Origin of the sequence: Gemmatimonas sp. (genome assembly GCF_044344655.1) — a bacterium.
GTDB lineage: Bacteria > Gemmatimonadota > Gemmatimonadetes > Gemmatimonadales > Gemmatimonadaceae > Gemmatimonas.
Genome location: NZ_JBIJCN010000003.1, coordinates 14,968 through 35,065, shown reverse-complemented (window position 1 = coordinate 35,065; position 20,098 = coordinate 14,968). Strand labels below are relative to the sequence as shown.

General features: G+C 67.0%; 16 protein-coding genes. 8 read left to right on the top strand and 8 right to left on the bottom strand.

Annotated features, from left to right (window positions below):
* Positions 1-51: 51 nt before the first annotated feature.
* Positions 52-1,368: a Zn-dependent hydrolase gene (locus tag ACIQ51_RS01960; protein ID WP_396203321.1), complete on the bottom strand. Its 1,317-nt coding sequence runs from the start codon at positions 1,366-1,368 to the stop codon at positions 52-54.
* A gap of 58 nt (positions 1,369-1,426) precedes the next feature.
* Between ACIQ51_RS01960 and ACIQ51_RS01955 the strand changes: the two genes are divergently transcribed.
* Complete coding sequence (locus tag ACIQ51_RS01955; protein ID WP_396203320.1) at positions 1,427-3,481, top strand: PQQ-binding-like beta-propeller repeat protein; 2,055 nt, start codon at positions 1,427-1,429, stop codon at positions 3,479-3,481.
* A gap of 18 nt (positions 3,482-3,499) precedes the next feature.
* A complete protein-coding gene (locus tag ACIQ51_RS01950) occupies positions 3,500-4,567 on the top strand; it encodes an NADH:flavin oxidoreductase/NADH oxidase (RefSeq protein WP_396203319.1) in 1,068 nt (355 codons plus the stop codon).
* Between the two features lie 7 nt (positions 4,568-4,574).
* On the opposite strand, the gene ACIQ51_RS01945 is transcribed toward ACIQ51_RS01950, so the two are convergent.
* Together ACIQ51_RS01945 and ACIQ51_RS01940 are read right to left on the bottom strand one after the other, a co-directional pair.
* Positions 4,575-5,093, bottom strand: coding sequence for an EVE domain-containing protein (locus tag ACIQ51_RS01945; protein WP_396203414.1), 519 nt, complete (start codon positions 5,091-5,093; stop codon positions 4,575-4,577).
* A gap of 93 nt (positions 5,094-5,186) precedes the next feature.
* Positions 5,187-5,429, bottom strand: coding sequence for a zinc ribbon domain-containing protein (locus ACIQ51_RS01940; RefSeq protein ID WP_396203318.1), 243 nt, complete (start codon positions 5,427-5,429; stop codon positions 5,187-5,189).
* Between the two features lie 89 nt (positions 5,430-5,518).
* Here ACIQ51_RS01940 and ACIQ51_RS01935 point away from each other — a divergent pair, with 89 nt between their 5' ends.
* Genes ACIQ51_RS01935 through ACIQ51_RS01920 form a run of 4 tightly spaced genes read left to right on the top strand, consistent with a single transcriptional unit; the run spans position 5,519 to position 10,586 of the window.
* Complete coding sequence (locus ACIQ51_RS01935) at positions 5,519-7,189, top strand: serine hydrolase domain-containing protein (RefSeq protein WP_396203317.1); 1,671 nt, start codon at positions 5,519-5,521, stop codon at positions 7,187-7,189.
* Complete coding sequence (locus ACIQ51_RS01930; protein ID WP_396203316.1) at positions 7,186-7,962, top strand: SDR family NAD(P)-dependent oxidoreductase; 777 nt, start codon at positions 7,186-7,188, stop codon at positions 7,960-7,962. The genes ACIQ51_RS01935 and ACIQ51_RS01930 overlap by 4 nt, the downstream gene beginning before the upstream one ends.
* A 14-nt stretch (positions 7,963-7,976) precedes the next feature.
* Entirely contained in the window at positions 7,977-8,873 is an 897-nt protein-coding gene (locus ACIQ51_RS01925) for an NAD(P)-dependent oxidoreductase (protein WP_396203315.1), read from the top strand.
* A gap of 18 nt (positions 8,874-8,891) precedes the next feature.
* Positions 8,892-10,586, top strand: coding sequence for a dihydroxy-acid dehydratase (locus tag ACIQ51_RS01920; RefSeq protein WP_396203314.1), 1,695 nt, complete (start codon positions 8,892-8,894; stop codon positions 10,584-10,586).
* 3 nt (positions 10,587-10,589) lie between these two features.
* On the opposite strand, the gene ACIQ51_RS01915 is transcribed toward ACIQ51_RS01920, so the two are convergent.
* Entirely contained in the window at positions 10,590-11,078 is a 489-nt protein-coding gene (locus ACIQ51_RS01915) for a hypothetical protein (protein WP_396203313.1), read from the bottom strand.
* A 65-nt stretch (positions 11,079-11,143) separates the two neighbouring features.
* Between ACIQ51_RS01915 and ACIQ51_RS01910 the strand changes: the two genes are divergently transcribed.
* The gene (locus ACIQ51_RS01910) at positions 11,144-12,184 is read left to right on the top strand and encodes a class 1 fructose-bisphosphatase (RefSeq protein ID WP_396203312.1); all 1,041 of its coding nucleotides are present in this window, start codon (positions 11,144-11,146) and stop codon (positions 12,182-12,184) included.
* Between the two features lie 86 nt (positions 12,185-12,270).
* A complete protein-coding gene (locus ACIQ51_RS01905) occupies positions 12,271-13,335 on the top strand; it encodes a dienelactone hydrolase family protein (RefSeq protein ID WP_396203311.1) in 1,065 nt (354 codons plus the stop codon).
* Positions 13,336-13,353: 18 nt separating this feature from the next.
* Here the strand turns inward: ACIQ51_RS01905 and ACIQ51_RS01900 are convergent, their stop codons facing one another.
* From ACIQ51_RS01900 to ACIQ51_RS01885, 4 genes are all read right to left on the bottom strand, one after another.
* On the bottom strand, positions 13,354-14,469 hold the full coding sequence (locus ACIQ51_RS01900; RefSeq protein WP_396203310.1) for a glycosyltransferase family 9 protein: 1,116 nt from the start codon (positions 14,467-14,469) through the stop codon (positions 13,354-13,356).
* An 88-nt stretch (positions 14,470-14,557) separates the two neighbouring features.
* Positions 14,558-15,325, bottom strand: a complete 768-nt coding sequence (locus tag ACIQ51_RS01895) for a DUF4397 domain-containing protein (RefSeq protein WP_396203309.1) — start codon at positions 15,323-15,325, stop codon at positions 14,558-14,560.
* 14 nt (positions 15,326-15,339) lie between these two features.
* Positions 15,340-16,941, bottom strand: coding sequence for a RagB/SusD family nutrient uptake outer membrane protein (locus tag ACIQ51_RS01890; RefSeq protein WP_396203308.1), 1,602 nt, complete (start codon positions 16,939-16,941; stop codon positions 15,340-15,342).
* Positions 16,942-16,980: 39 nt separating this feature from the next.
* Complete coding sequence (locus ACIQ51_RS01885; protein WP_396203307.1) at positions 16,981-20,058, bottom strand: SusC/RagA family TonB-linked outer membrane protein; 3,078 nt, start codon at positions 20,056-20,058, stop codon at positions 16,981-16,983.
* Between the last annotated feature and the right edge of the window lie 40 nt (positions 20,059-20,098).

Here is a 20,098-nt window from a genome sequence, read left to right as displayed (position 1 = left end):
CAGACGTCCGACAAAGCGAGGTGCCGAGGCACGGCGCCGATGGCTAGTCGTTCACGGCAGCGCCGCGTCAGCTGCGATCACCGCGTTGAGCAGCACGTTGGCGCCGTTGGTGATGTCGGTGGCGCGCGAGAACTCCTTCGGTGAATGACTGATCCCGCCCACACTCGGCACGAAGATCATCCCCATCGGCGCGATGTGCGCCACTTCCTGCGCGTCGTGCCCGGCGCCGCTGGGCATCCGCTGATGCGAGAGCCCGAGTGCCATGGCGCTCTGCTCCACCACCCCCATGATCCGTGCGTCGGAGAGGGCCGGCGTGCTGTTCACCAGCTGGTTGAAGGCGAACGTGGTCCGTGTTTCCGCGCCGATCTCACGCGCGATCTGCTCGAAGGTGCGCGTGAAGCGATCGATCTTGCTCTGTTCGAGATCACGCAGGTCCACCGTCAGCACCACCTGCCCGGGAATGACGTTGGTGGTGTTGGGGAGCACGTTGACGCGCCCCACCGTGGCCACCTGGCGCCCCGGCTCCTTGCGGATGGCCTCATTCACTGCCACGGTGAACTTGGCCGCAGCGAGCATCGCATCCTGCCGTTGATCCATGGGGGTGGCGCCGGCATGATTGGCGAAGCCGGTGATGGTGATCTCGAACCACCGAAGCCCCACGATTCCCTCGACCACGCCAATCTGCCGGCTGGCCTTTTCGAGCAGTCCACCCTGTTCGATGTGGAGCTCGATATATCCGGCAATGTCACCCGGCGTGCGCACCGCCTCCTGCAACCGGGACACGTCACCGCCGATGATGCCGATCCCCTCGCGCACCGTCTTGCCGCTGCGTGCGACCTTCTCGAGATCGGCGGGGGTGAGGAGGCCCACGGCGATCTTGCTGCCGATCGTACCGCCCTCCTCGTTCTGCCACACCACGACCTCGAGCGGATGGCGGAGCCGCACCTTCTGCTCGGCGAGGGATCGCGCCACTTCGATCGCGGCGAACGAGCCGACCGGTCCGTCATAGTTGCCGCCGTCGGTCACCGAATCCACATGGGAACCGATCAGAATTGGCGCACGCTTGGGATCGGTGCCAGGCACCCGAGCCAGCATGTTGCCCGCCGTGTCGAGCCGCAGCTGCAGGCCGCTCTGCGCGAACAGCTCCCTCGTGAAGGCCCGCCCCGCGAGATCTGCCGCGCTGTAAGCCACACGGTTGATGCCGGTCGGCGTGCGACCGATGCGATCGAACTGCGCGAGCCAACCATTGAGGCGGTCACCGTTCACCACCAGCGGTCGCTTCTGTGCACCCAAGGGCGCGGCGAGACGACTGGCGAGAGGAAGGGCCGCGAGCGCGGCCGCATGCTGGACGAACTGACGACGGTGCATGAGTACGGGGCTGTTTGCGTGGGGCGGAAGACCGCTTTGAAATGTATCTTTCCCCGTCATGATCCGCCGACTGCTCCTCGCCTTGCTGGTGGCCACCCCGGTCGCCGCCCAGAATGCCGACTGGCCCGTGTATCACGGCAACGACGACCATACACACTTCAGCAGGCTCTCGCAGATCACGCCGGCCAACGTGAAGCAGCTCAAGGTGGCGTGGACTTTCGATACGAAGGACGCGTTCCCCGGCTCGGAGATGCAGGCGAACCCCATCGTGATCGACGGCGTGCTGTACGCGACCACGCCCAAGCTGCAGGTCATCGCGCTCGACGCGGTATCGGGGCGGCAGATTTGGCGCTTCGATCCGCAAAATGGCGCACCGCCCACCTCCCGCATCCGGCACCGCGGGGTGGTGGTCACCGGCGACCGTGTGCTCTTCAACTACCGGAACCGCCTCTACGCGCTCGACCGCCGTACCGGGCAGCCCATTCGCACGTTCGGCGATAGCGGGTGGATCGATCTGCGCCAGGGGCTGGGACGGCCAGTCGAGGGACTCTCCGTGAGTGCCAGCACGCCGGGCGTGGTCTACGGCGACCTGCTGATCGTGGGGAGCACGGTGCCCGAGCAGCTGCCGAGTGCGCCCGGAGACATCCGCGCCTTCGACATCAATACGGGGCAGCTCCGCTGGAGCTTCCACACCATCCCCCACCCCGGTGAACCCGGATACGACACGTGGCCGGCCGACGCGTGGAAGATTGCGGGCGGCGCCAATGCCTGGAGCGGCGTAACGCTCGATGCGAAGCGTGGCATGGTGTTCGCCGCCACGGGATCAGCGAGCTACGACTTCTACGGCGCCAACCGGCTGGGCGACAATCTCTACGCCAACAGCGTGATCGCGCTCGACGCGAAGACCGGACAGCGCCTCTGGCACTATCAGGTGCTCAAGCACGACCTGTGGGATCGCGACCTTCCCGCCGCACCGATCCTCGTGACCGTGCAGCGCGACGGCAAGCCGGTAGAGGCGCTGGCACAGATCACCAAAACGGGCCACACGTTCCTCTTCGACCGTGTCACCGGCACGCCGCTCTTCCCGATCGAGGAGCGCCGCATGCCGCAGCAGACGCTCCCCGGTGATCGCGTCTCGCCCACGCAGAACTTCCCGGTCTCGCCGCCGCCGTTTGCGCGCCAGCAGCTCACGCGGCGCGATCTCACACGCCGCACACCGGCCGCCTACCGCGCCGCGCTCAAGACGTTCAACGAGTACAACACGCCACACCCCTTCACCGCTCCTACCGGCAAGGGAATCATCATCTACCCCGGCGTGGACGGCGGTGGGGAGTGGGGCGGACCGGCGTTCGATCCAGGCACGGGGCTCATGTACGTGAACTCCAACGAAATGGCCTGGCTGCTCAAGCTGGTGCCCCGCAGCGATGCGTCCCTGTACAGCGCCAACTGCGCCGGCTGCCACGGCGACAAGCGCGGCGGCACCGCCATCGGCCCCTCGCTGCTCGACATCGCGAGCCGCCGGTCACGCGAGCAGATCACGCAGATGGTGCGCGAAGGGACGGGGCGCATGCCGGGTTTCGGTGCGGCGATGGACGGCGGCGCGATCAACGACATCGTGAACTACCTCGTCACCGGCAAGGACGAAACGAAGGCCAAGGCCACGGCCGCGCCCAATCCGTACGCGCTGCCATATCGCACCGCCTACTTCGACATCTTCCTCGACCACGAGGGCTATCCCGGCGTGAAGACGCCCTGGGGAACCCTCAACGCGATCGACCTCAACAAGGGCACGATCGCATGGTCCATTCCGTTCGGCGAGTATCCCAAGCTGGCCGCAAAGGGCATCCGCAACACCGGGACCGACAGCTACGGCGGAGCCATCGTCACGGAGAACGGGCTGCTGATCATCGCCGCCACCACGTACGACAACAAGATCCGCGCGTACGACAAGTTGAAGGGCACGCTGCTGTGGGAAGCCACGTTGCCATTCGCTGGGAATGCCACACCCAGCACGTACATGGTCAACGGCAAGCAGTACATCGTCATCGCCTGCGGCGGCGGCAAGAACGGCGCGCCGAGCGGCGGCGTGTACGTGGCGTTCGCGCTACCCTGATCCGAACTGGAGCCCCGCGTGTCCGAGCTTTTCTCGCCCCTCACCCTGCGCGCCCTCACCTTGCGCAACCGCATCGGCGTTGCCCCCATGTGCCAGTACTCGAGCACCGAGGGCTATGCCAATGACTGGCACTTCGTGCACCTCGGCGCGTTCGCCACGGGGGGCGCTGGCCTCGTGATCTGCGAAGCCACGGCGGTCCTGCCCGAAGGACGGATCTCCCCGGCGGATCTCGGCATCTGGCACGACGATCACGTGCCAGCGCTCCGGCGCATCACTGACTTCGTGCAGGCGCAGGGCTCGGTGGCAGGCATTCAGCTGGCGCACGCCGGGCGCAAGGCAAGCACGAAGCGTCCATGGGAGGGGAGCGGCACGGTACGACCGGCCGATGGCGGCTGGATCGTGAAAGGGCCGTCTGCCATTCCCTTCTCCCCCGAGTACCCGCAGCCGGAGGCGATGACGCACAACGAGATCCGGTCGGTCATCGACGCCTTCACCGCCGGAGCGCGCCGAGCATGTGCCGCGGGCTTTCAGGTTGCAGAAATCCACGCAGCGCACGGCTACCTGCTGAATGAATTCCTCTCGCCGCTGACCAACCATCGCTCCGACGAGTACGGCGGGACATTCGAGAACCGTATTCGCCTGACCTGCGAGGTCTCGGCGGCCGTACGCGCGGTGTGGCCCGACGAGTGGCCTGTGTTCGTGCGCATCTCGGCCACCGAATGGGCGGACGGTGGCTGGACGGTCGACGATTCTGTCAGGCTCGCGACGAGGCTCGCCGCGCTCGGCATCGACGTCATCGACACCTCATCGGGCGGCAACGTGGCGCACCAGCAGATCGAGGTGCATCCGGGCTATCAGGTGCCCTTCGCCTCGCGCATCCGCCGCGAGGCTGGGGTCGCGACGGCTGCGGTGGGGCTCATCACCGAAGCAGCGCAGGCCGAAGCGATTGTGGCGAATGGCGACGCCGATCTGGTGCTGCTCGCACGGGAGCTGCTCCGCAATCCACGCTGGCCACTGGATGCCGCGCACGCGCTCGGCACGAGCGGTCCGTGGCCCAATCAGTACCTGCGCGCCCGTAAGCGCTGAACAATGCCTACACGCCGCCGAGTGCGCAGAGGTGCGCCCACTCGGCCGGCGTCACGGGAACCACGGACAACCGCCCCACCTTTACGAGCGCCATCTCGGCGAGTGCCGGATCGCTCTTGATCTCCGGCAGCGCCACCATGGTCTTGAAGGGCGTCACCGCCTTCACGTCGACCATGAACCAGGTGGGCACCTCAGGATCCGACTTGGGATCGAAGTAGTCGTGGGCCGGGTCCCACGCCGTGTGGTCGGGGTAGCCTTCGCGCACGATCTCGCAGATGCCCACGATGCCCGAGGGTTCGGCGTTGGAGTGGTAGTAGAACGCGAGGTCGCCCTTCTTCATGCCATCGCGCATGAAATTGCGGGCACTGCTGTTGCGCACGCTGTCCCAGCAGGTGGTGCGCTTCGGTGCCTGCTGGAGATCGTCGAACGAGAATACGTCGGGCTCCGACTTGATCAGCCAGTAGCGCGTCTCACCGGGCGTGCGGGGCGCGAATACGTGGGCCCATGCGCCCTGCTCGTAGGGCATGGACCTGGGGGCCTTCTTCGCCGCGGGCATAGCGGTCTTCTTCGCAGGCATATCAGGGCAAGTGCAGGAAAAGCTCGTCGCAGCGCAACGGCGTCAGTTACGGCAGCAGTGTCCGGCGCCGCACCCCATGGCCGGCGCGCCGGCGGGGAAGCCGCAGCTGTCACCCAACGCGCCCTGCGTGAAGGTGACCAGGCCACCCGACAGCACGCGACACACGGGCACCCCGGTCTCGGGGTGCTGGGTAAGCGCCGCCTCGGACATCGCCTGGCGCAACTCGAACCGCTCGACCGGCTGGCCGGGCGCGGTGGGCTGGGTCTCGTAGACGTAGATCGGCATGAGGGTGAAGCTTAGGCATTGGGAGCCGATTCTGGAACGAGTCGCAGGAAACCATGGCGCCAGCCACGCCGCGCTGTAGCTTGGCCGCCATGCGTACACTTCCCCTGCGGCCGGCGCCCCGCCTGCGCGCGCTGCCGGCTCTCTTCGCGACCATACTGGCGCCGGCGATCGCCGACGCCCAATCCGCCACGACGGGGGCGCCGCTCGTGGCCGCCGCCGACCGGATCTTTGCGCCGTGGAACAATACGCACGGCCCGGGATGCGCCGTGGGGGTCGCGCGGGGCACCACCACGTTGCTCGAGCGCGGCTACGGCATGGCGGACCTCAATGGGAACCGGCCGATTATCGCCTCCACCATCCTGGAGTCGGGCTCGGTCGCCAAGCAGTTCACCGCAGCGGCCGTGATGCTGCTGGTTGCCGATGGCAAGGTGGCCCTCGAGGACGACGCCCGGAAGTATCTCCCGGAGTTGCCGTCGTATGGGCACACCATGACCGTGCGCCACCTGCTCACACATACCAGTGGCCTGCGCGACTGGGGCAGTCTCGTGGCGTGGCAGGGGTGGCCGCGCAACAGCCGCGCCTACACGCAGACCGATCTGCTGCTCCTGCTCACGTCGCAGCGGACGATCAACTATCCGGTCGGCGATCACTACTCGTACACCAACGCCGGCTTCATCCTCGCGCGCACGCTCGTCGAGCGCGTGAGCGGCATGGACTTCGAAACATTCTCGCGGCTGCGCATCTTCGAGCCGCTGGGACTCACGCACACGTCGTGGCGTGGCGACTACCGCCGCGTGGTCCCCGGGCTCGGGCAGGCCTATCGCCGCACGGCGGGCGGCTGGCAGATCGAGATGCCCAATGAAAGCATCATCGGCCCCGGCGGTCTCTGGACCACCGTGGGCGACTGGCTCACATGGAACCAGCACCTCACGCGCAAGACGCTCGGCAGCGCGGTTGTGGACTCCATGACGCGGCAGATGCGACTCACCAGCGGGCTCGAGATCGCCTATGCACTGGGCCTCACCGTAGGGCAGTACCGCGGGACGAAGGAGATCGGACACTCCGGCTCCACCGCCGGCTACAGCACCTACCTCGCGCGCTACCCCGAACTCGGTGATCTCTCGGTGGCGGTGATGTGCAACGCGGCAGGCGCCCCCGCCGCCAGCTACGTGCACGCCATCGTGGACGCGCTGCACCCCACGCTCCCGCGCCCCTCCATAATGGACACGGTGGCACTCGATATCGCCGCGGTATTGCCATGGCGTGGACACTACGAAGACACCCGCTGGCACAGCATCTCGGTTCTCGATACCGCCGGTGGTGTCCTGCGGCTCTCGGGGACCCCCGTACGGGCGCGCCGCGACGGCAGCTATCAGGTGGGCGGTCAGCACGTACGCCTCGCCGCTGGCAGCCATACGACGCCGCGCTCCATCCGGACGGTCACCAGCGACGGGGACAGTGTGGTGCACGTGTGGCGCGCCGCCGAGCGGTGGCAACCCACCAACGCGGAACTTGCCACACTCGCCGGTCGCTATCGAAGCGATGAACTCGACATCACCTTCAGTGTGCGCGTGCGCGACGGCAAGCTGGTGGTCAGTCCTCGGCACGGCGTAGACGACGTACTCACCCCCACCGTGAAGGATGCCTTCGACGGTGGCGACAACGCCGTGTGGTTCACACGCGGCAAGGGCGGAAAAGTGACGGCCATGCATTTTGGCGCTTCGCGCGTGTGGGACCTCGTGTCGGTGAGGGTCCCATGATGACCGGCGAGACATCACCTGTGGTACTCATTACCGGTGCCGCCACGGGCATCGGCGCCGCCTGCGCGCGCGCCTTCGCGCGGGCGGACTGGCGCGTGGCGATCGCCACCCTGCCAGCCACACAGGCCGAGGCGGTGGCGGTGCAGCAGGAGTGCATGGCGATCGGTGCCGACGCCCTCGTAGTGGAGCTCGACGTGACCGACGATGCGAGCTGCCGGCGCGCTGCCGATCGGGTGGAACAGCACTTCGGCCGCCTCGACGGGCTAGTGAACTGTGCGGGCGTCACGCGTTTCATCCCGCACGCCGATCTCGAAGCGCTGCCGTCGAGTGAATTCGGCCGCACGAACGACGTGAACGTCATGGGTTCTTTCCAGATGATTCGCGCCTGCCGTGCCGCGCTCGAACGCAGCGGTCGCGGCGCGATCGTGAATTACTCGTCGATCGCGGGGCTCTCCGGCGTGGGGTCGTCGGTCGCGTATGCGGCAAGCAAGGGCGCCGTGGTCTCGCTCACGCTGTCCATGGCGCGCGCACTCGCACCGCACATCCGCGTGAACGCCATCGCGCCGGGCTACGTGGCCGGGGGTCTCCCGAGCCGCGTGCTCGATCCGGCAGCACTCGCCGCCGTGGAAGCGAAGTATCTCGAGACCCAGCCACTCAAGCGCCTGTTGCAGCCCGAGGAGATCGCCGCACTCACGGTGTTCCTTGTGAACGGCCCCGCCGGCATCACCGGTGAAGTGATCCGCATGGATGCGGGTCTCCATCTCAACGGCTGACCGCGGGAGTCTGCATGTCCGACGTGGAGGAGGCAGGGCGCATCGGCTTCATCGGCACGGGGCTGATCGGTGCACCCATGGTGGAACGGCTGCTGGAGTGTGGCCGGAACGTGACCGTATGGAACCGGTCCCCCGACAAACTCGCGCCGCTGCTCGCGGCCGGCGCGCGCGCGGCCGCGTCGGCACAGGCGCTTGCGGCCGATTGCGACATCGTGTGCCTGTGCCTCACCGATACGAGCGCCGTGCACGACGTGGTGTTCGGCGACAACGGGATCGTCCACGTGCTGCGTGACGACGCGCTGGTGGTGGACTTGTCCAGCATCGCGCCTGATGTCACGCGGCAGATGGCGCGCGACCTCGAGGCACGCTGCGGCGCCCATTGGCTCGATGCCCCCGTGTCGGGTGGAGTGCCAGCCGCACGCGCGGGGCGGCTCATCGTGTTTGCCGGCGGCAGCGAGGAGGACATCGTGCGCGCTGCTCCCGTGTTCAGCGCGCTTGCGCAGCGCGTGACGCACATGGGCGGACACGGCGCCGGACAGCTCACCAAGAGCTGCAACCAGCAGCTCGTGGCGTGCAACCTGATGGTGATGGCCGAGATGCTCGCCTTCGCACAGAAGTCGGGCGTGGATGCGTCCCGTCTTCCGGAGGCGCTGGCCGGCGGCTTTGCCGACTCACTGCCGCTGCAAATCTTCGGGCCGCGCATGGCCCAGGGCGTGCACACCCCGCGCCTTGGCGCAGTGGGCACCTTCCGCAAGGACATTGAGCAGGTCGCTCGCCTGGCCGCGGAGGCCGGCGCTTCGACGCCGGTCACGCTCGCGGCGCTGGCGCAGTACCGCGAGGCGGCATCGCATCCGGCCATCGGTGCGGACGCCGACGCATCGGCATTGATCCGTCTCCTGCAGCACACCTGACCGCCGAGCGTCCTGTCCATGACCCGTCGTTTCCGTTCGCAGGCGATCTACGAAGGCACCATCCGCGCCACCACGCATGCGTTCTTGCAGGCGCTGGGGCAGGATGACGACGAAATCCGTCGCCCGCACATCGGGGTGTTCCACACGGGCGGCGAGATGAGTCCATGCAACCTGCCGCTCCGCGAGCAGGCCATGCATGCCCGCACCGGGATCTACGCGCACGGTGGCATGCCCCACGAGTGTCCGGTGGTGAGCGTTTCCGACGGGCTCTCGGTGGCGCACCCGGGGATGCGGTACTCGCTGGTCTCGCGCGAACTGATTGCCGACAGCGTGGAAGCCAGCACCGAGGCACACCAGTGGGACGGCATCTTCGCCATCGGCGGCTGCGACAAGAACCTGCCGGGGCTGATGATGGGGATGCTGCGCTGCAATGTGCCCGGTGTGTTCGTGTACGGCGGCGCGGCGCTCCCGGGACACTGGCAGGGGCGCGACACCAACGTGGCGGAGACCTACGAAACGATCGGCAAGGTGCTCGCCGGCGAGGAAACCGAAGAGACGCTGCGTGCGCTCGCGCATGCCTGCCTCCCCACGGCCGGCGCCTGCGCCGGACAGTTCACCGCCAATACCATGGGCATGGTGTCGGAGGCGATCGGCCTGGCCCCGATCGGGTCGAGCATGATCCCGGCGGTGTACAGTGAGCGGGCCCCCATGCTGCGACGTGCGGCCGCTGCCCTGATGCGCGCCGTAATGCACGATGCCCCGAAGCCACGCGACATCGTCACACGGGCCTCCCTCGAAAACGCCTGCGCCGTGGTATCGGCCACCGGCGGTTCCACCAATGCTGCGCTGCACCTGCCCGCGCTCGCTCACGAAGCGGGGATCCGTTTCACCCTCGCTGATGTGGCGGCGGTTGTGGCGCGCACGCCGCTGATCGCCGACCTGCAGCCAGGTGGGCGATATGTGGCGCGCGACTTGCACCACGTAGGTGGCGCCGGCATGGTGCTGCGCGCGCTGCTCGACGCTGGATGCCTCGACGGCTCGGCACTCACGGTCACCGGGCAGACCCTCGGCGACGCGCTGCAGAACGCGTCGTCACCGGACGGCCGCGTCGTACTGCCGGTGACCGCGCCGCGCAGCCCCGACGGCGGGGTCACGGTACTCACCGGCAACCTCTGCCCCGACGGCGCGCTCCTCAAGACGGCAGGACTCTCCACGCTCGTGCACCGTGGACCGGCTCGGGTCTTCGAGAGCGAGGAAGAGGCGCAGGTCGCCGTGAGCCAGCAGGCCTATGCCGAAGGCGACGTGCTGGTGATCCGCAACGAAGGACCGCGTGGCGGGCCGGGGATGCGCGAGATGCTTGGCATCACGGCGCTACTCTACGGCCAGGGCATGGGACAGAAGGTGGCGCTGCTCACCGACGGTCGCTTCAGTGGTGCCACCCGTGGGCTCTGCATCGGCCACGCCGGCCCCGAGGCTGCCGATGGTGGGCCCATTGCCGCCCTGCGCGACGGGGATATGATCGCGATCGATGCACGCCCCGAGGCACGGCGCATCACCGTGGAGTTGAGCACCGAGGAGATCGCAGCGCGTCTTGCCGAGCGTGCGGCGCGGCTCTCGTCAGTGCGTGGCGGGCTGCTCGAGAAATACCGCGCCGTGGTGGGACCGGCCCATCTCGGTGCCGTCACCCACTCCGGCCCCGGACCGGCGGATTGACGGTCAGCGCGGGCGCGATGGCGTGCTGTCGCGTGGCGCCGCGGGCATGACCGGCAGGCACATCACGTACACGTGGTACCGCGTTTCGCCCGCCACCAGCGGACGGCGGTCTTCGGCCAGCATCTCGGCGTCGGTGTTGAGCATGGCGGCGCCGTACACGTTGAATAGGCAATCCGCTGGGCCACTGCGAAAGCGCAGCGAGCCTTCGCTGGGCGCGTCGCGCGGTTCGGGCGTGCGTACCCACCCCACCGCACGCACGCGCTCGTAGAACCCCACCGCCTCCGCCTGCACGCCACGGGTCGTGCCGCCGGCCGCGGTGACCCGACATCCCGCCACGCGCTTCCGGGTGCGCCAGTCGTCGACGGTGTCGGGTTCGACGATCGCGGCCATGCGGCGGTCGTCGCGCAGGAAGACTTCGGCGGTCGTACAGAGCGGCTGGGGCTGGGGCTGACCGAGAAGGACCGAGACCCAGAGCAGGCTGGCAAGAGGCATGGCCAAAGGTACTTCATCGGCCCCCGTCCAGTAGCGCACGGGCGCCTCGCGGACAATCGTTCGGCATGATGCGTTCGTCCCCGACCGGTGGCCGCCCCACCCTCGCCCAATTCCTCATCGAGTCCCGCCGAGAGGTGGCACAGGTCACCGGCGAGTTCGATGGTCTCCTGACCGACATCGGCCTCGCCTGCAAGGCGATCGCGCTGCAGGTGTCACGCGGGGTACTGGCCACGCCTGCCGGCGAGACGGCACACACCAACGCGCACGGCGAGGTACAACGGCCGCTCGATGTGATCAGTAACGAGCTGTTCCTCCGCGCCACGGAGTGGAGCGGGCATCTGGCCGGGATGGTGTCCGAGGAGCTCGATGAGCCCTGGGTGGTGCCACCGCCGTACGTGCGCGGTAACTACCTGCTCTGCTTCGACCCGCTCGATGGGTCGTCCAACATCGACGTGAACATGAGCGTGGGGAGCATCTTCTCCGTGCGCCGTGCCGCACGGGCCGGCGACGTGCCGACCATCGATGACTTCCTGCGCCCAGGCACCGAGCAGGTGTGTGCCGGTTACGCGGTGTATGGCCCGGCCGCGATGTTGGTGCTCACCCTCGGCCAAGGCACCCACGCGTTCACCCTTGATCCGCAGCTCGGCGAATGGGTGCTCACGCACCCCCGCCTCACCATCGCCCCCACGACACGCGAATTCGCGATCAACGCCTCGAACCGTCGCCACTGGGAACCCGCAGTAGCCCAGTACGTGGAGGAATGCCTCGCGGGGGAAGCCGGGCCACGGGGGGTGAACTTCAACATGCGGTGGATCGCCTCGCTGGTGGCAGAGGCGCATCGTATCCTCATGCGCGGCGGGGTGTTTCTCTATCCGGCCGATGCCCGCGCCGGGTACGAGCAGGGACGCCTGCGGCTGCTGTACGAAGTGCACCCGATCGCGATGCTCATCGAACAGGCCGGCGGATGGGCGAGTGATGGACTCGGGCGCGCGATGGACGTGACCCCCGCTTCGCTCCACGAGCGGCGCCCCTTCGTGTTCGGCGCACAGGCGGAGGTGTCTCGTGTCGAGAGGATGGGGCGGGAGGCACGGACGCCGGAGTGCTGAGGTCGGCCATCACCCGGAGAGGATAGGCGTGACATCGCGTCCGGCGCCGGTATCTTTGGGAAGTCGTCTTCCCCTTCGAGGTGTCCATGTCCCGTCGCTTGAGTCTCTCCCTGCTCGTGCTTGCCGGTGCGTGCACGTTGCAGCGCAGCACGCCGTCCGCCCCGGGCTTCGCCCGCTCCTCCTCAGTGCCGCAGTCCGTCACATCGATGGGCACCGACGAACACATGGCGCACATGAGCGCCGCCGACATGGCAGCACCCGCGGCGTCCTCGGCGCGTGTGCCGCAGAACTTCGCCTTGCCGGCCAGCAACAACGGTGCGGCCGACCGGCTGAAGAGCTCCCCGCGGCACGGCGAATGGGTGAAGATCGCCTACGAGGCCGGTTCCACCGACTCGCTTATGGCGTGGGTGGTGTACCCGTTCAGCAAGAACGCCAAGCAGAAGGCGCCCGTGGTGGTGGTGGTGCACGAGATCTTCGGGCTCTCCACGTGGGTGCGTGGCGTGGCTGATCAGGTGGCCGCCGACGGGTTCATCGCCGTGGCGCCGGACTTTCTCTCGCGGGTACGCGGCGGTCCGAGTTCGGTCGAGCTTTCCGCCGACACCGCGCGCCGGCTCATCCAAGGCGTGAGCACGACCGAGCGCAACACCATCATCAAGGCTGCGGCCAACTACGCCATGATGCTGCCCAGCGCGCAGCAGAAGTATGCCGTGATCGGCTATTGCTGGGGCGGCACCACCACGTGGGCGCACGCCGTCCACGGCGGCGTAAAGGGCTTCTCGGGCGGCGTGGCGTTCTACGGCGCGCCGTATACCAAGGGCGGCACCCCGGCTACGGCAGCCACGGCAGCCGTACCCGCGTCGGTTGATGCCGACTCACTGTCCAGAATCACGCAGCCGGTCATGCTGCTGAACGGCACCAAGGACGCACGTATCGCTGCGCTGATGCCGTCGATCGACTCGGTGATGAAGGCCATGGGGAAGCCGTATACCGGCGTGAACTACGACGGGGCCGTACACGGCTTCCTGCGCGCGCAGAACGATCCGCGCCCCAGCAACCGAGACGAAGCCGAGGAAGCCGCAAATCTGGCGGCCACCAAGGACGCGTGGCCGCGCACGATCGCCTTCCTCAAGAAGCAGATGGGCGTGAAGTAAACCGCCGTTGGTGCATACTCAGCGGGCCGTGCGGTGCGACTCCACGTCGTACAACACGGCCCGCAGTGCATCACAGGCCGCACGTACCGACAGCGATGCCAGCGTGCCGCCCGGGCTTTCAAGGTTGATCCCCGGTGCGCGATACAGTCCCCACTGCGAGGCCTTGCCCTGCAGCAGCATGTCGACCGTGGGGACCTTGAACGCCGCGGCTGCATGGGCAATCGACGTATCGGGGGTGAAGAGCGCGTCGGCGGTAGCGACGAGCGCGAAGGCATCGCGCAGCGGGCGGGGGGGCACGGCCCGCCCGCCCGTCATGCCAGCCAGCTCTGCGGCGCGCGCCGTCTCGTGCGGCGCACACATGATGAACAGCTGCAGCGACGGCACCACCTCGCGCGCCGCCGCAATCACCTGCGCGTACGACGCCAGGGGCCACGCACGCGCTGTGATCCCCGCGGAGATGTTCACCAGCAGACGCAGCGGGCGCGGACCGGAAGGCACATTGGCGGCCCACTCTGCTTCAGCGCCTGCGCGCTCGCCGTGGGCGAGCACGAGGTGTGGCCCGAGGTCGAGATGCGCCACGTCGTCGCGAAACGGCTCCACCAGCAGCGACAAGTGGTCCACGATGTGGTGTTCGATGGGTAGGGCCCGCGTGGCTGGCGACAGGATGTAGTCGATCCCCCGTCCGGTTGTGCCCACCCGTCGACGCGCGCCGCTCGCCATCATGATCAGCAGCGTGGTCACACTCGGCGCTGTGGGCATGCAGTCCACCACCACATCGTAGTGTCGCCGACGCATCGCTGTGATAGCGTCCTTCAGGCCCCCTTTGCGCTTGCGATCGAGCACGAGCACCTCGCGCACCGCCGGCTCGGCACGCAACACCGGTGCATTGGCGGGTGATGCCAGCACATCGAGCTCCACCTCAGGGGCGGTGCCAATGGCTCGTAGCACCCCGGTGGTCACGATCATGTCGCCGATGCGATCCGGGCGCAGAAAGAGCACCCGTTGCTTGCCTGGGCGACGTGCGCCGCGCGGCAGGCGATCACGCACCCACAACGCGCGCGCGAGCACGGGAACTAGTTGGCCACGCCACCACAGTTCGATTCGCCGGCCAAGGCGCGGAGGAGCGGAAGCCATTCGTGAAAGGTAGCTGAGGCATAGAAGAACAGCCCGTCGAGTACGTCGACGGGCTGCTCGGGTTGTTGCGACGACCAACGCCTGCCGGTCAGCGATTCGCCGTGTTATCCAGGAACGGGCGGTTAGTCGCCGTCGTGCTGGTCACCGTCATGTCGCCACGCAACGTGATGGTGTAGACCCGCCCGGGACTGAAGGCGACCGCGGTCCGGGTGACGACCGCCGGACCCGTCGCACTGCTCCGGATGAACAGGTCATATCCCCCGAGGGGCAGACCGACGAACGCGCCACCCGCCTTGTAGGCGGTCAGGGCGCCGAGGGCCTTCTCCTCCATGGTCGTCGTGTTGCGGGCCACGAGCTGCATCGGCACCGAGTTCGGGCTCGCGTTCACGAAGCGGACGAGCGCCTGCGTGTAGTCGGGCTCGAGCGCGAAATTGTCCTCGACGACGAAGCCTTCGACCTGCTTGGCGGTCGCGTCGTAGAACCCACTCAGGTACACCGAGTAGGCCTTGCCATCTGCCACGGTGCCGGGGATGGTCGCGACGGCGACCCCATTGTCGATGACCGTGGTGATGCGCCCGCCGAAGTTGTACTGGCCCGGCTTGATCTGGGTGTAGAACCCACCGGCCCCGGCCGCACCGTACCCCACGCCGACGTTCGACTCGACGCCGGTCGTGGAGGAGATGGCCGTGATTTTGGTGTCGTTGGCGAAGAAGTTCACCGACGGGGCGTTGATCCCGAAGTTGAAGAACTTCACACGGGCGCCGGCCAGCGGCGCCGTGATATCGTCGATCTGCGTGGCGTTCTTGTCGCACGCAGCGAGGGCGACGATTCCCAGAAGAAGTGCAAGCTTACGCATGGGTTTCATCGTCCTTACGGTTGGGTGATCCAGAGCGGCTTCGTATGGAAATCGAGCGCCAGCCCGCCGATCACATCGAGCGCGGCGCGATTCCAGACATACTCCGAATTGAAGCGGGCACGAATGCGGTGCACGATCTTCCCGTTGTTGTCCGGGAACAGGTTGGTCGGGGTCGAGAAGCCCGGATAGATCTGGTTCCCCGTCTGCGGATCACGCCCCGTGTAGTTGTACCGGCGCATGTCCATCCACGTTTCAACGTGCCCCCACGCCCACTGGGCGATGTACTTCTGCGACATGATCTGCGTGAGCGTCAGGTTCGACGCGCTCGGGATGATCGCCGGGTTCGCCAGGAAGGCATTCTTCTCCGCCGGCGTGATCTGCGTCGGCGTCTGCCCTTCATCGAGATTGCGCGCGTTCACGAAGTCGATGTGCGACGACACCCCGTTCGTGTACGCCGCCAGCGCCACCGCGCGGTTGCCGCTCCGGAGCGCGGCTTCCGCCTTGATGAACTGGAGCTGGCTGTACGTCATGATCGGGAACCGGCTCTTGTCGGCGAACAGATAGCGAGACGGGAGCCCGGCGCCAGCGGTGCCGGCATACCCGAAGAAGTTGTTCGGCAGCTGCGCCGTCGGAAGCCCGAGCGTTCCCGAATTCGGATCCCACGCACGGAACTGGCCATCCGGCGACGGCGACAACATGCGCGACAACCGCGGATCCACGGCGCCACCGAACGCGGTGCCATCCAGCAGGCCGAGCACGAAGCGGGTCTGGCGATACGAATTGAGGTTGGCGCGACGTGGACCCCAGAAGTTGCCGTCGGCATTGTCGGCGCTGGTCCCCGAGTACGGCAGCAGCGCATCGTCGGCGTTGCCGACGAACGACAGATCCACCGCCGCGATGACATCCTGCGGCTTGTACGTCGACTTGTTGGAGAAGTGGCTCAGCGCCATGGCCTTGAGGCCGTAGGCGAACTTGAGCCACTTGGTCCGGTCGCCGCCATAGATGCGGTCGTAGCGTGCCAGATACGACTGACTGACGGCGCCATCGGTCCGCTGCAGGTTCTTGATCGCCTCGTCGAGCAGGCGAATGATCTCCTGGTAAGCGTACTCCTGGTTGTCGTAGTCGAATGTGAAGCGGGTCTGGTCGAACGCCTGCTTGATGATCAGTTCACCGTGCACGTCGGTGACCCGGAGCCATCCCCACCCCTTGACGGCATAGCCGATCCCGAGCAGGTCCCACCGCTCTTCGGCCTCCGCCTTGGTCATGAGGTCGACGAGGTTCTGCCCGATGTTCCAGTAGACATCGCGCCAGAGCTGGCCGCCGTTGTCCGAGGTCGGGTCATAGCCCATGCGGTCCCAGGTGCTGGGCGTGGCCGCCGAGCCCGAGGGCAGCGTCCAATTCTGCGTATAACGGCCGATGAAGCGGCCATCGAACTGCTCCGACGTCGCCATCCAGTGCAGGATCGGCGGCAGGTACAGGTTCGGCGAAACCGTCTGCGGCGCGTTCGGATTCTCGTTGACGTCCAGGAAGTTCTGGCACCCGGCGGCCAGCACGAGCGTGCTGGCGGCGGCGGCCGTCGTCGCCACGCGACGCGCAAGGCGGGGCATGGTCGTCATGGTACGGGATGCGAGGAAGGTGCGTAGGGTGGTCATGGATCAGTACCCCACGTTGATGCCGAAGGAGAGACCACGCGGCATCGGGAAGTTTCCGTAGTCGATACCGACGGCGCCCGAGCCACCCACGGCGGCCGTGTTGCCGTTCACGATCGGATCAAGCCCGGAGTAGTTCGTGAAGAGCAGCAGGTCGGTGCCGCGAACGAAGGCGCTGGCGTTGCGGGCGGCCATCATCTTGCCCGGAAGTGGGAAGCGCACCGTGATGTCGCGGAGGCGCACCCAGTTGATGTTCCGCTCGATGAAGAACTCCTCGCTCATGCCGGTGTAGAAACCGGTCTGTACCGCCGGGACCACCACGATCCCGTTGCGCGTCGGCGAGTCCGAGTTCTCCTTGCCGTCGCGGAGCACACCCGGGATCACTCGCGGCCGCTCGCGATCGGTCGTCTGCATCGACAAACCGGCCGTGGTGAGCAGGTGCTGGGTGGCATTGAAGACATCGCCGCCATTACGGAAGTCCCACAGCATCGAGATCGACGCCTTCTTCCAGCGGATGATGTTCGTCACGCCCATCGTCCAGCGCGGCGTGCGATCGTAGCCGGCGTCGATGAACGCCGTGCTGCGGATCGGCAACCCGGTGGTCGGGTCGATGATCAGTTCGCGATTCTTGTTGCGCAGGAAGAACGTGCCCGTCATCGAGCGCGTGGACAGCCCCGGCGCCACACCATTGCGGATGTTGCCGTAGAGCCACGTGTCGGACACGTACGACTCCGGCAGTGCATTCGGCAGCGCCACGACCTCGCCGCGCGACTGGTCGTAGTTCGCGATCACTTCCCACGAGGCCGTCTTGGTGCGGATCGGGAAGCCGCGGGCCACGATCTCGGTGCCCACGTTGCGCGTCTTCGCGCCATTCAGATTGAAGAGGATGAACCCCGTGCCGTACGACCCGCGGATATCGTTGACGATCTGGTCTTCCGTTTCCTTGCGGTACACGGTCGCGTCGAGCGACAGGCGCTCCTTGAACCACGAGAGTTCCACGCCGGCTTCGCGCGACTTGGCGAACTCGGGCTTGAGGCCGAGGTTCGGACCGGTGAAGCCGTAACCGTACCCGCCGCCGGTCGTCGTCTTCGACTCGAGGGAGGGGCGGTACGCATACGGCCGCGCGTCGCGACCCACCTCGGCGTACGAGGCGCGCAGCTTGGCCGTCATGAACCGGCCAATCGACTCCACGGCGTCCGACAGCACGAAGGAGCCGGAAACCGAGGGGTAGAAGAAGGAGTTCCGCTCGATCGGGATCGTCGACGTCCAGTCGTTGCGGCCGGTGACCGTGAGGAAGGCGTAGTCGTTGTAGCCGAGCTGCGCCTGGCCGAACACCGACACGAGGCGACGCTGCGCGATCGTCGTGCGGGCGAAGCGCGTCGGCAGGTCGGTGTTGTTGATCGAGATGAAGTCGGGGTCGAGGAAGTTGCGCCCGCTCTGTGCCTGCACCGTCGACTTGGAGTCCGACAACGCATGGCCGACGAGGCCGCTCATCGTGAAGCCGCGCCCGACTTTCTGCCGGTTGACGTTGAAGATCGTCTGCGTGTTGATGTTGCGCGTCACATCGACGGCGACATCGAGAATGCCGTTGTTCGCGAAGCCCGTGGCGCTCTCGGGATGACGCAGCACCAGGTTTTCGTTCGTGTAGTTGTCGGCGCCGATGTTGGTCTTGAGATAGCCCCACGAGAACGGGGTGACCGTCAGGCCGAGGTTCGGGAAGAAGCGGGTCGTCTTGGCGTTCACCTGATTGCGGTTCACGCTGAAGTACGGATTGTCCGTCTCACCCGACTGCGTGAGGTTCGTGATGCGGCGGCGCTGGCCGGAGGGGGACAGATAGTCCGACGCCTGGTCCGTCTGCGGCCAGAGCAGGAGGCCGATCAGCGGCCCGCCCGCACCCTTGATCGGCTGCTCGTTGTCCGACGTCATGAACAGCATCGACAGGTCGGTCTTGAGGTACTTCGTGACCTGCGCCCCCGACGCACCCGTCAGGTTGAGGCGACGAAGCCCCGACGTCGGCACGACGCCGGCGTTGTCGTTCATGTTGCCGCTGATGCGGTAGTTGATGCGCCCATCGCTGGTCGCGCCGCTAAACGTCAGCACATGCTGCTGCGACACCGCCGTGCGGAAGAACCCGTCGACGTTGTTGAACAGCTGCGTGCCGGCCGCATAGGGTGCGCCGAAGTACTGGAATGACCCGAGGTTCGCACCCGTCTGCGACGTCGGCCCGTACACGCCCTGAATCTCGGGCTGGGTCCGCGTGTTGTCGAAGCGGAAGAAATTGCTGTATTCGAACCCGCCGGTGCCCGCCTTGCCGCGCTTCGTCGTGATGACGATCGCGCCATTGGCGGCGTCGATGCCGTAGAGGGCAGCCGCTTCCGGACCCTTGAGAACCACGAGGTCCTCGATATCCTCCGGATTGATGTCGGCGGCGCGGTTCGTGAAGTCGAGGCCGCGGTTGCTGAACGCCGTCGCCGATCCGGGCGCGTCCGACGCGAGCACGCCCGTATTGAGCGTCTTGTTGTCCAGCGGCAGGCCGTCCACGATCATGAGCGGCTGGTTGCTGCCGCTGATCGAGCTGACGCCGCGGATCGTGATGCTCGACGACGAGCCGGGCACGCCCGAGGAGCTGGTCACGTCCACACCGGCCACGCGGCCGGCGAGCGCGTTGATGAAATTCTCGCGACCGGTCTGCGCCAGTTCGGCACCGGAGACCGTCTGCTGGGCACTCCCAAGCTCACGCTTGGCGGCCGTCTGGCCGAGCGCCGTGACCACCATGGCGTCGAGGTTGGCCGCTGATTTCTCGAGCGCCACATCGATGATGTTGGCGGCGCCGACCAGCTGTTCCTTCGGCACATATCCGATCAGCCGGAACTGCAGCGTCTGGCCGACGCGTGCGCTGATGGTATAGATGCCGCCGCTGCTGGTCTGGACAACCTGGCTGGTGCCTTTGACGACGACCGACACGCCGGAAAGGGGCACATTGCCGTCGCGCGTGACGCGCCCGGTGACCGTCTTCTGCTGTGCCGCAAGCGGCGACACGGACAGGACGGCACCCAGGAGCACCGCGAGGATGCGAATCTGCATGTGAGGAGGGGGCCTGAGGAGGAGGGAATAGCCCTACCTT

Excerpts from the sequence above, each read along its gene's own strand:
- ACIQ51_RS01905 (WP_396203311.1), top strand. The coding sequence starts at position 12,271 with ATGTCCCGTCGCTTGAGTCTCTCCCTGCTCGTGCTTGCCGGTGCGTGC.
- ACIQ51_RS01885 (WP_396203307.1), bottom strand. The coding sequence starts at position 20,058 with ATGCAGATTCGCATCCTCGCGGTGCTCCTGGGTGCCGTCCTGTCCGTG.
- ACIQ51_RS01945 (WP_396203414.1), bottom strand. The coding sequence starts at position 5,093 with ATGCCCTACGAGCAGGGCGCATGGGCCCACGTATTCGCGCCCCGCACG.
- ACIQ51_RS01920 (WP_396203314.1), top strand. The coding sequence starts at position 8,892 with ATGACCCGTCGTTTCCGTTCGCAGGCGATCTACGAAGGCACCATCCGC.
- ACIQ51_RS01930 (WP_396203316.1), top strand. The coding sequence starts at position 7,186 with ATGATGACCGGCGAGACATCACCTGTGGTACTCATTACCGGTGCCGCC.
- ACIQ51_RS01895 (WP_396203309.1), bottom strand. The coding sequence starts at position 15,325 with ATGCGTAAGCTTGCACTTCTTCTGGGAATCGTCGCCCTCGCTGCGTGC.
- ACIQ51_RS01915 (WP_396203313.1), bottom strand. The coding sequence starts at position 11,078 with ATGCCTCTTGCCAGCCTGCTCTGGGTCTCGGTCCTTCTCGGTCAGCCC.
- ACIQ51_RS01955 (WP_396203320.1), top strand. The coding sequence starts at position 1,427 with ATGATCCGCCGACTGCTCCTCGCCTTGCTGGTGGCCACCCCGGTCGCC.
- ACIQ51_RS01925 (WP_396203315.1), top strand. The coding sequence starts at position 7,977 with ATGTCCGACGTGGAGGAGGCAGGGCGCATCGGCTTCATCGGCACGGGG.
- ACIQ51_RS01910 (WP_396203312.1), top strand. The coding sequence starts at position 11,144 with ATGATGCGTTCGTCCCCGACCGGTGGCCGCCCCACCCTCGCCCAATTC.
- ACIQ51_RS01935 (WP_396203317.1), top strand. The coding sequence starts at position 5,519 with ATGCGTACACTTCCCCTGCGGCCGGCGCCCCGCCTGCGCGCGCTGCCG.
- ACIQ51_RS01940 (WP_396203318.1), bottom strand. The coding sequence starts at position 5,429 with ATGCCGATCTACGTCTACGAGACCCAGCCCACCGCGCCCGGCCAGCCG.
- ACIQ51_RS01960 (WP_396203321.1), bottom strand. The coding sequence starts at position 1,368 with ATGCACCGTCGTCAGTTCGTCCAGCATGCGGCCGCGCTCGCGGCCCTT.
- ACIQ51_RS01890 (WP_396203308.1), bottom strand. The coding sequence starts at position 16,941 with ATGACGACCATGCCCCGCCTTGCGCGTCGCGTGGCGACGACGGCCGCC.
- ACIQ51_RS01900 (WP_396203310.1), bottom strand. The coding sequence starts at position 14,469 with ATGGCTTCCGCTCCTCCGCGCCTTGGCCGGCGAATCGAACTGTGGTGG.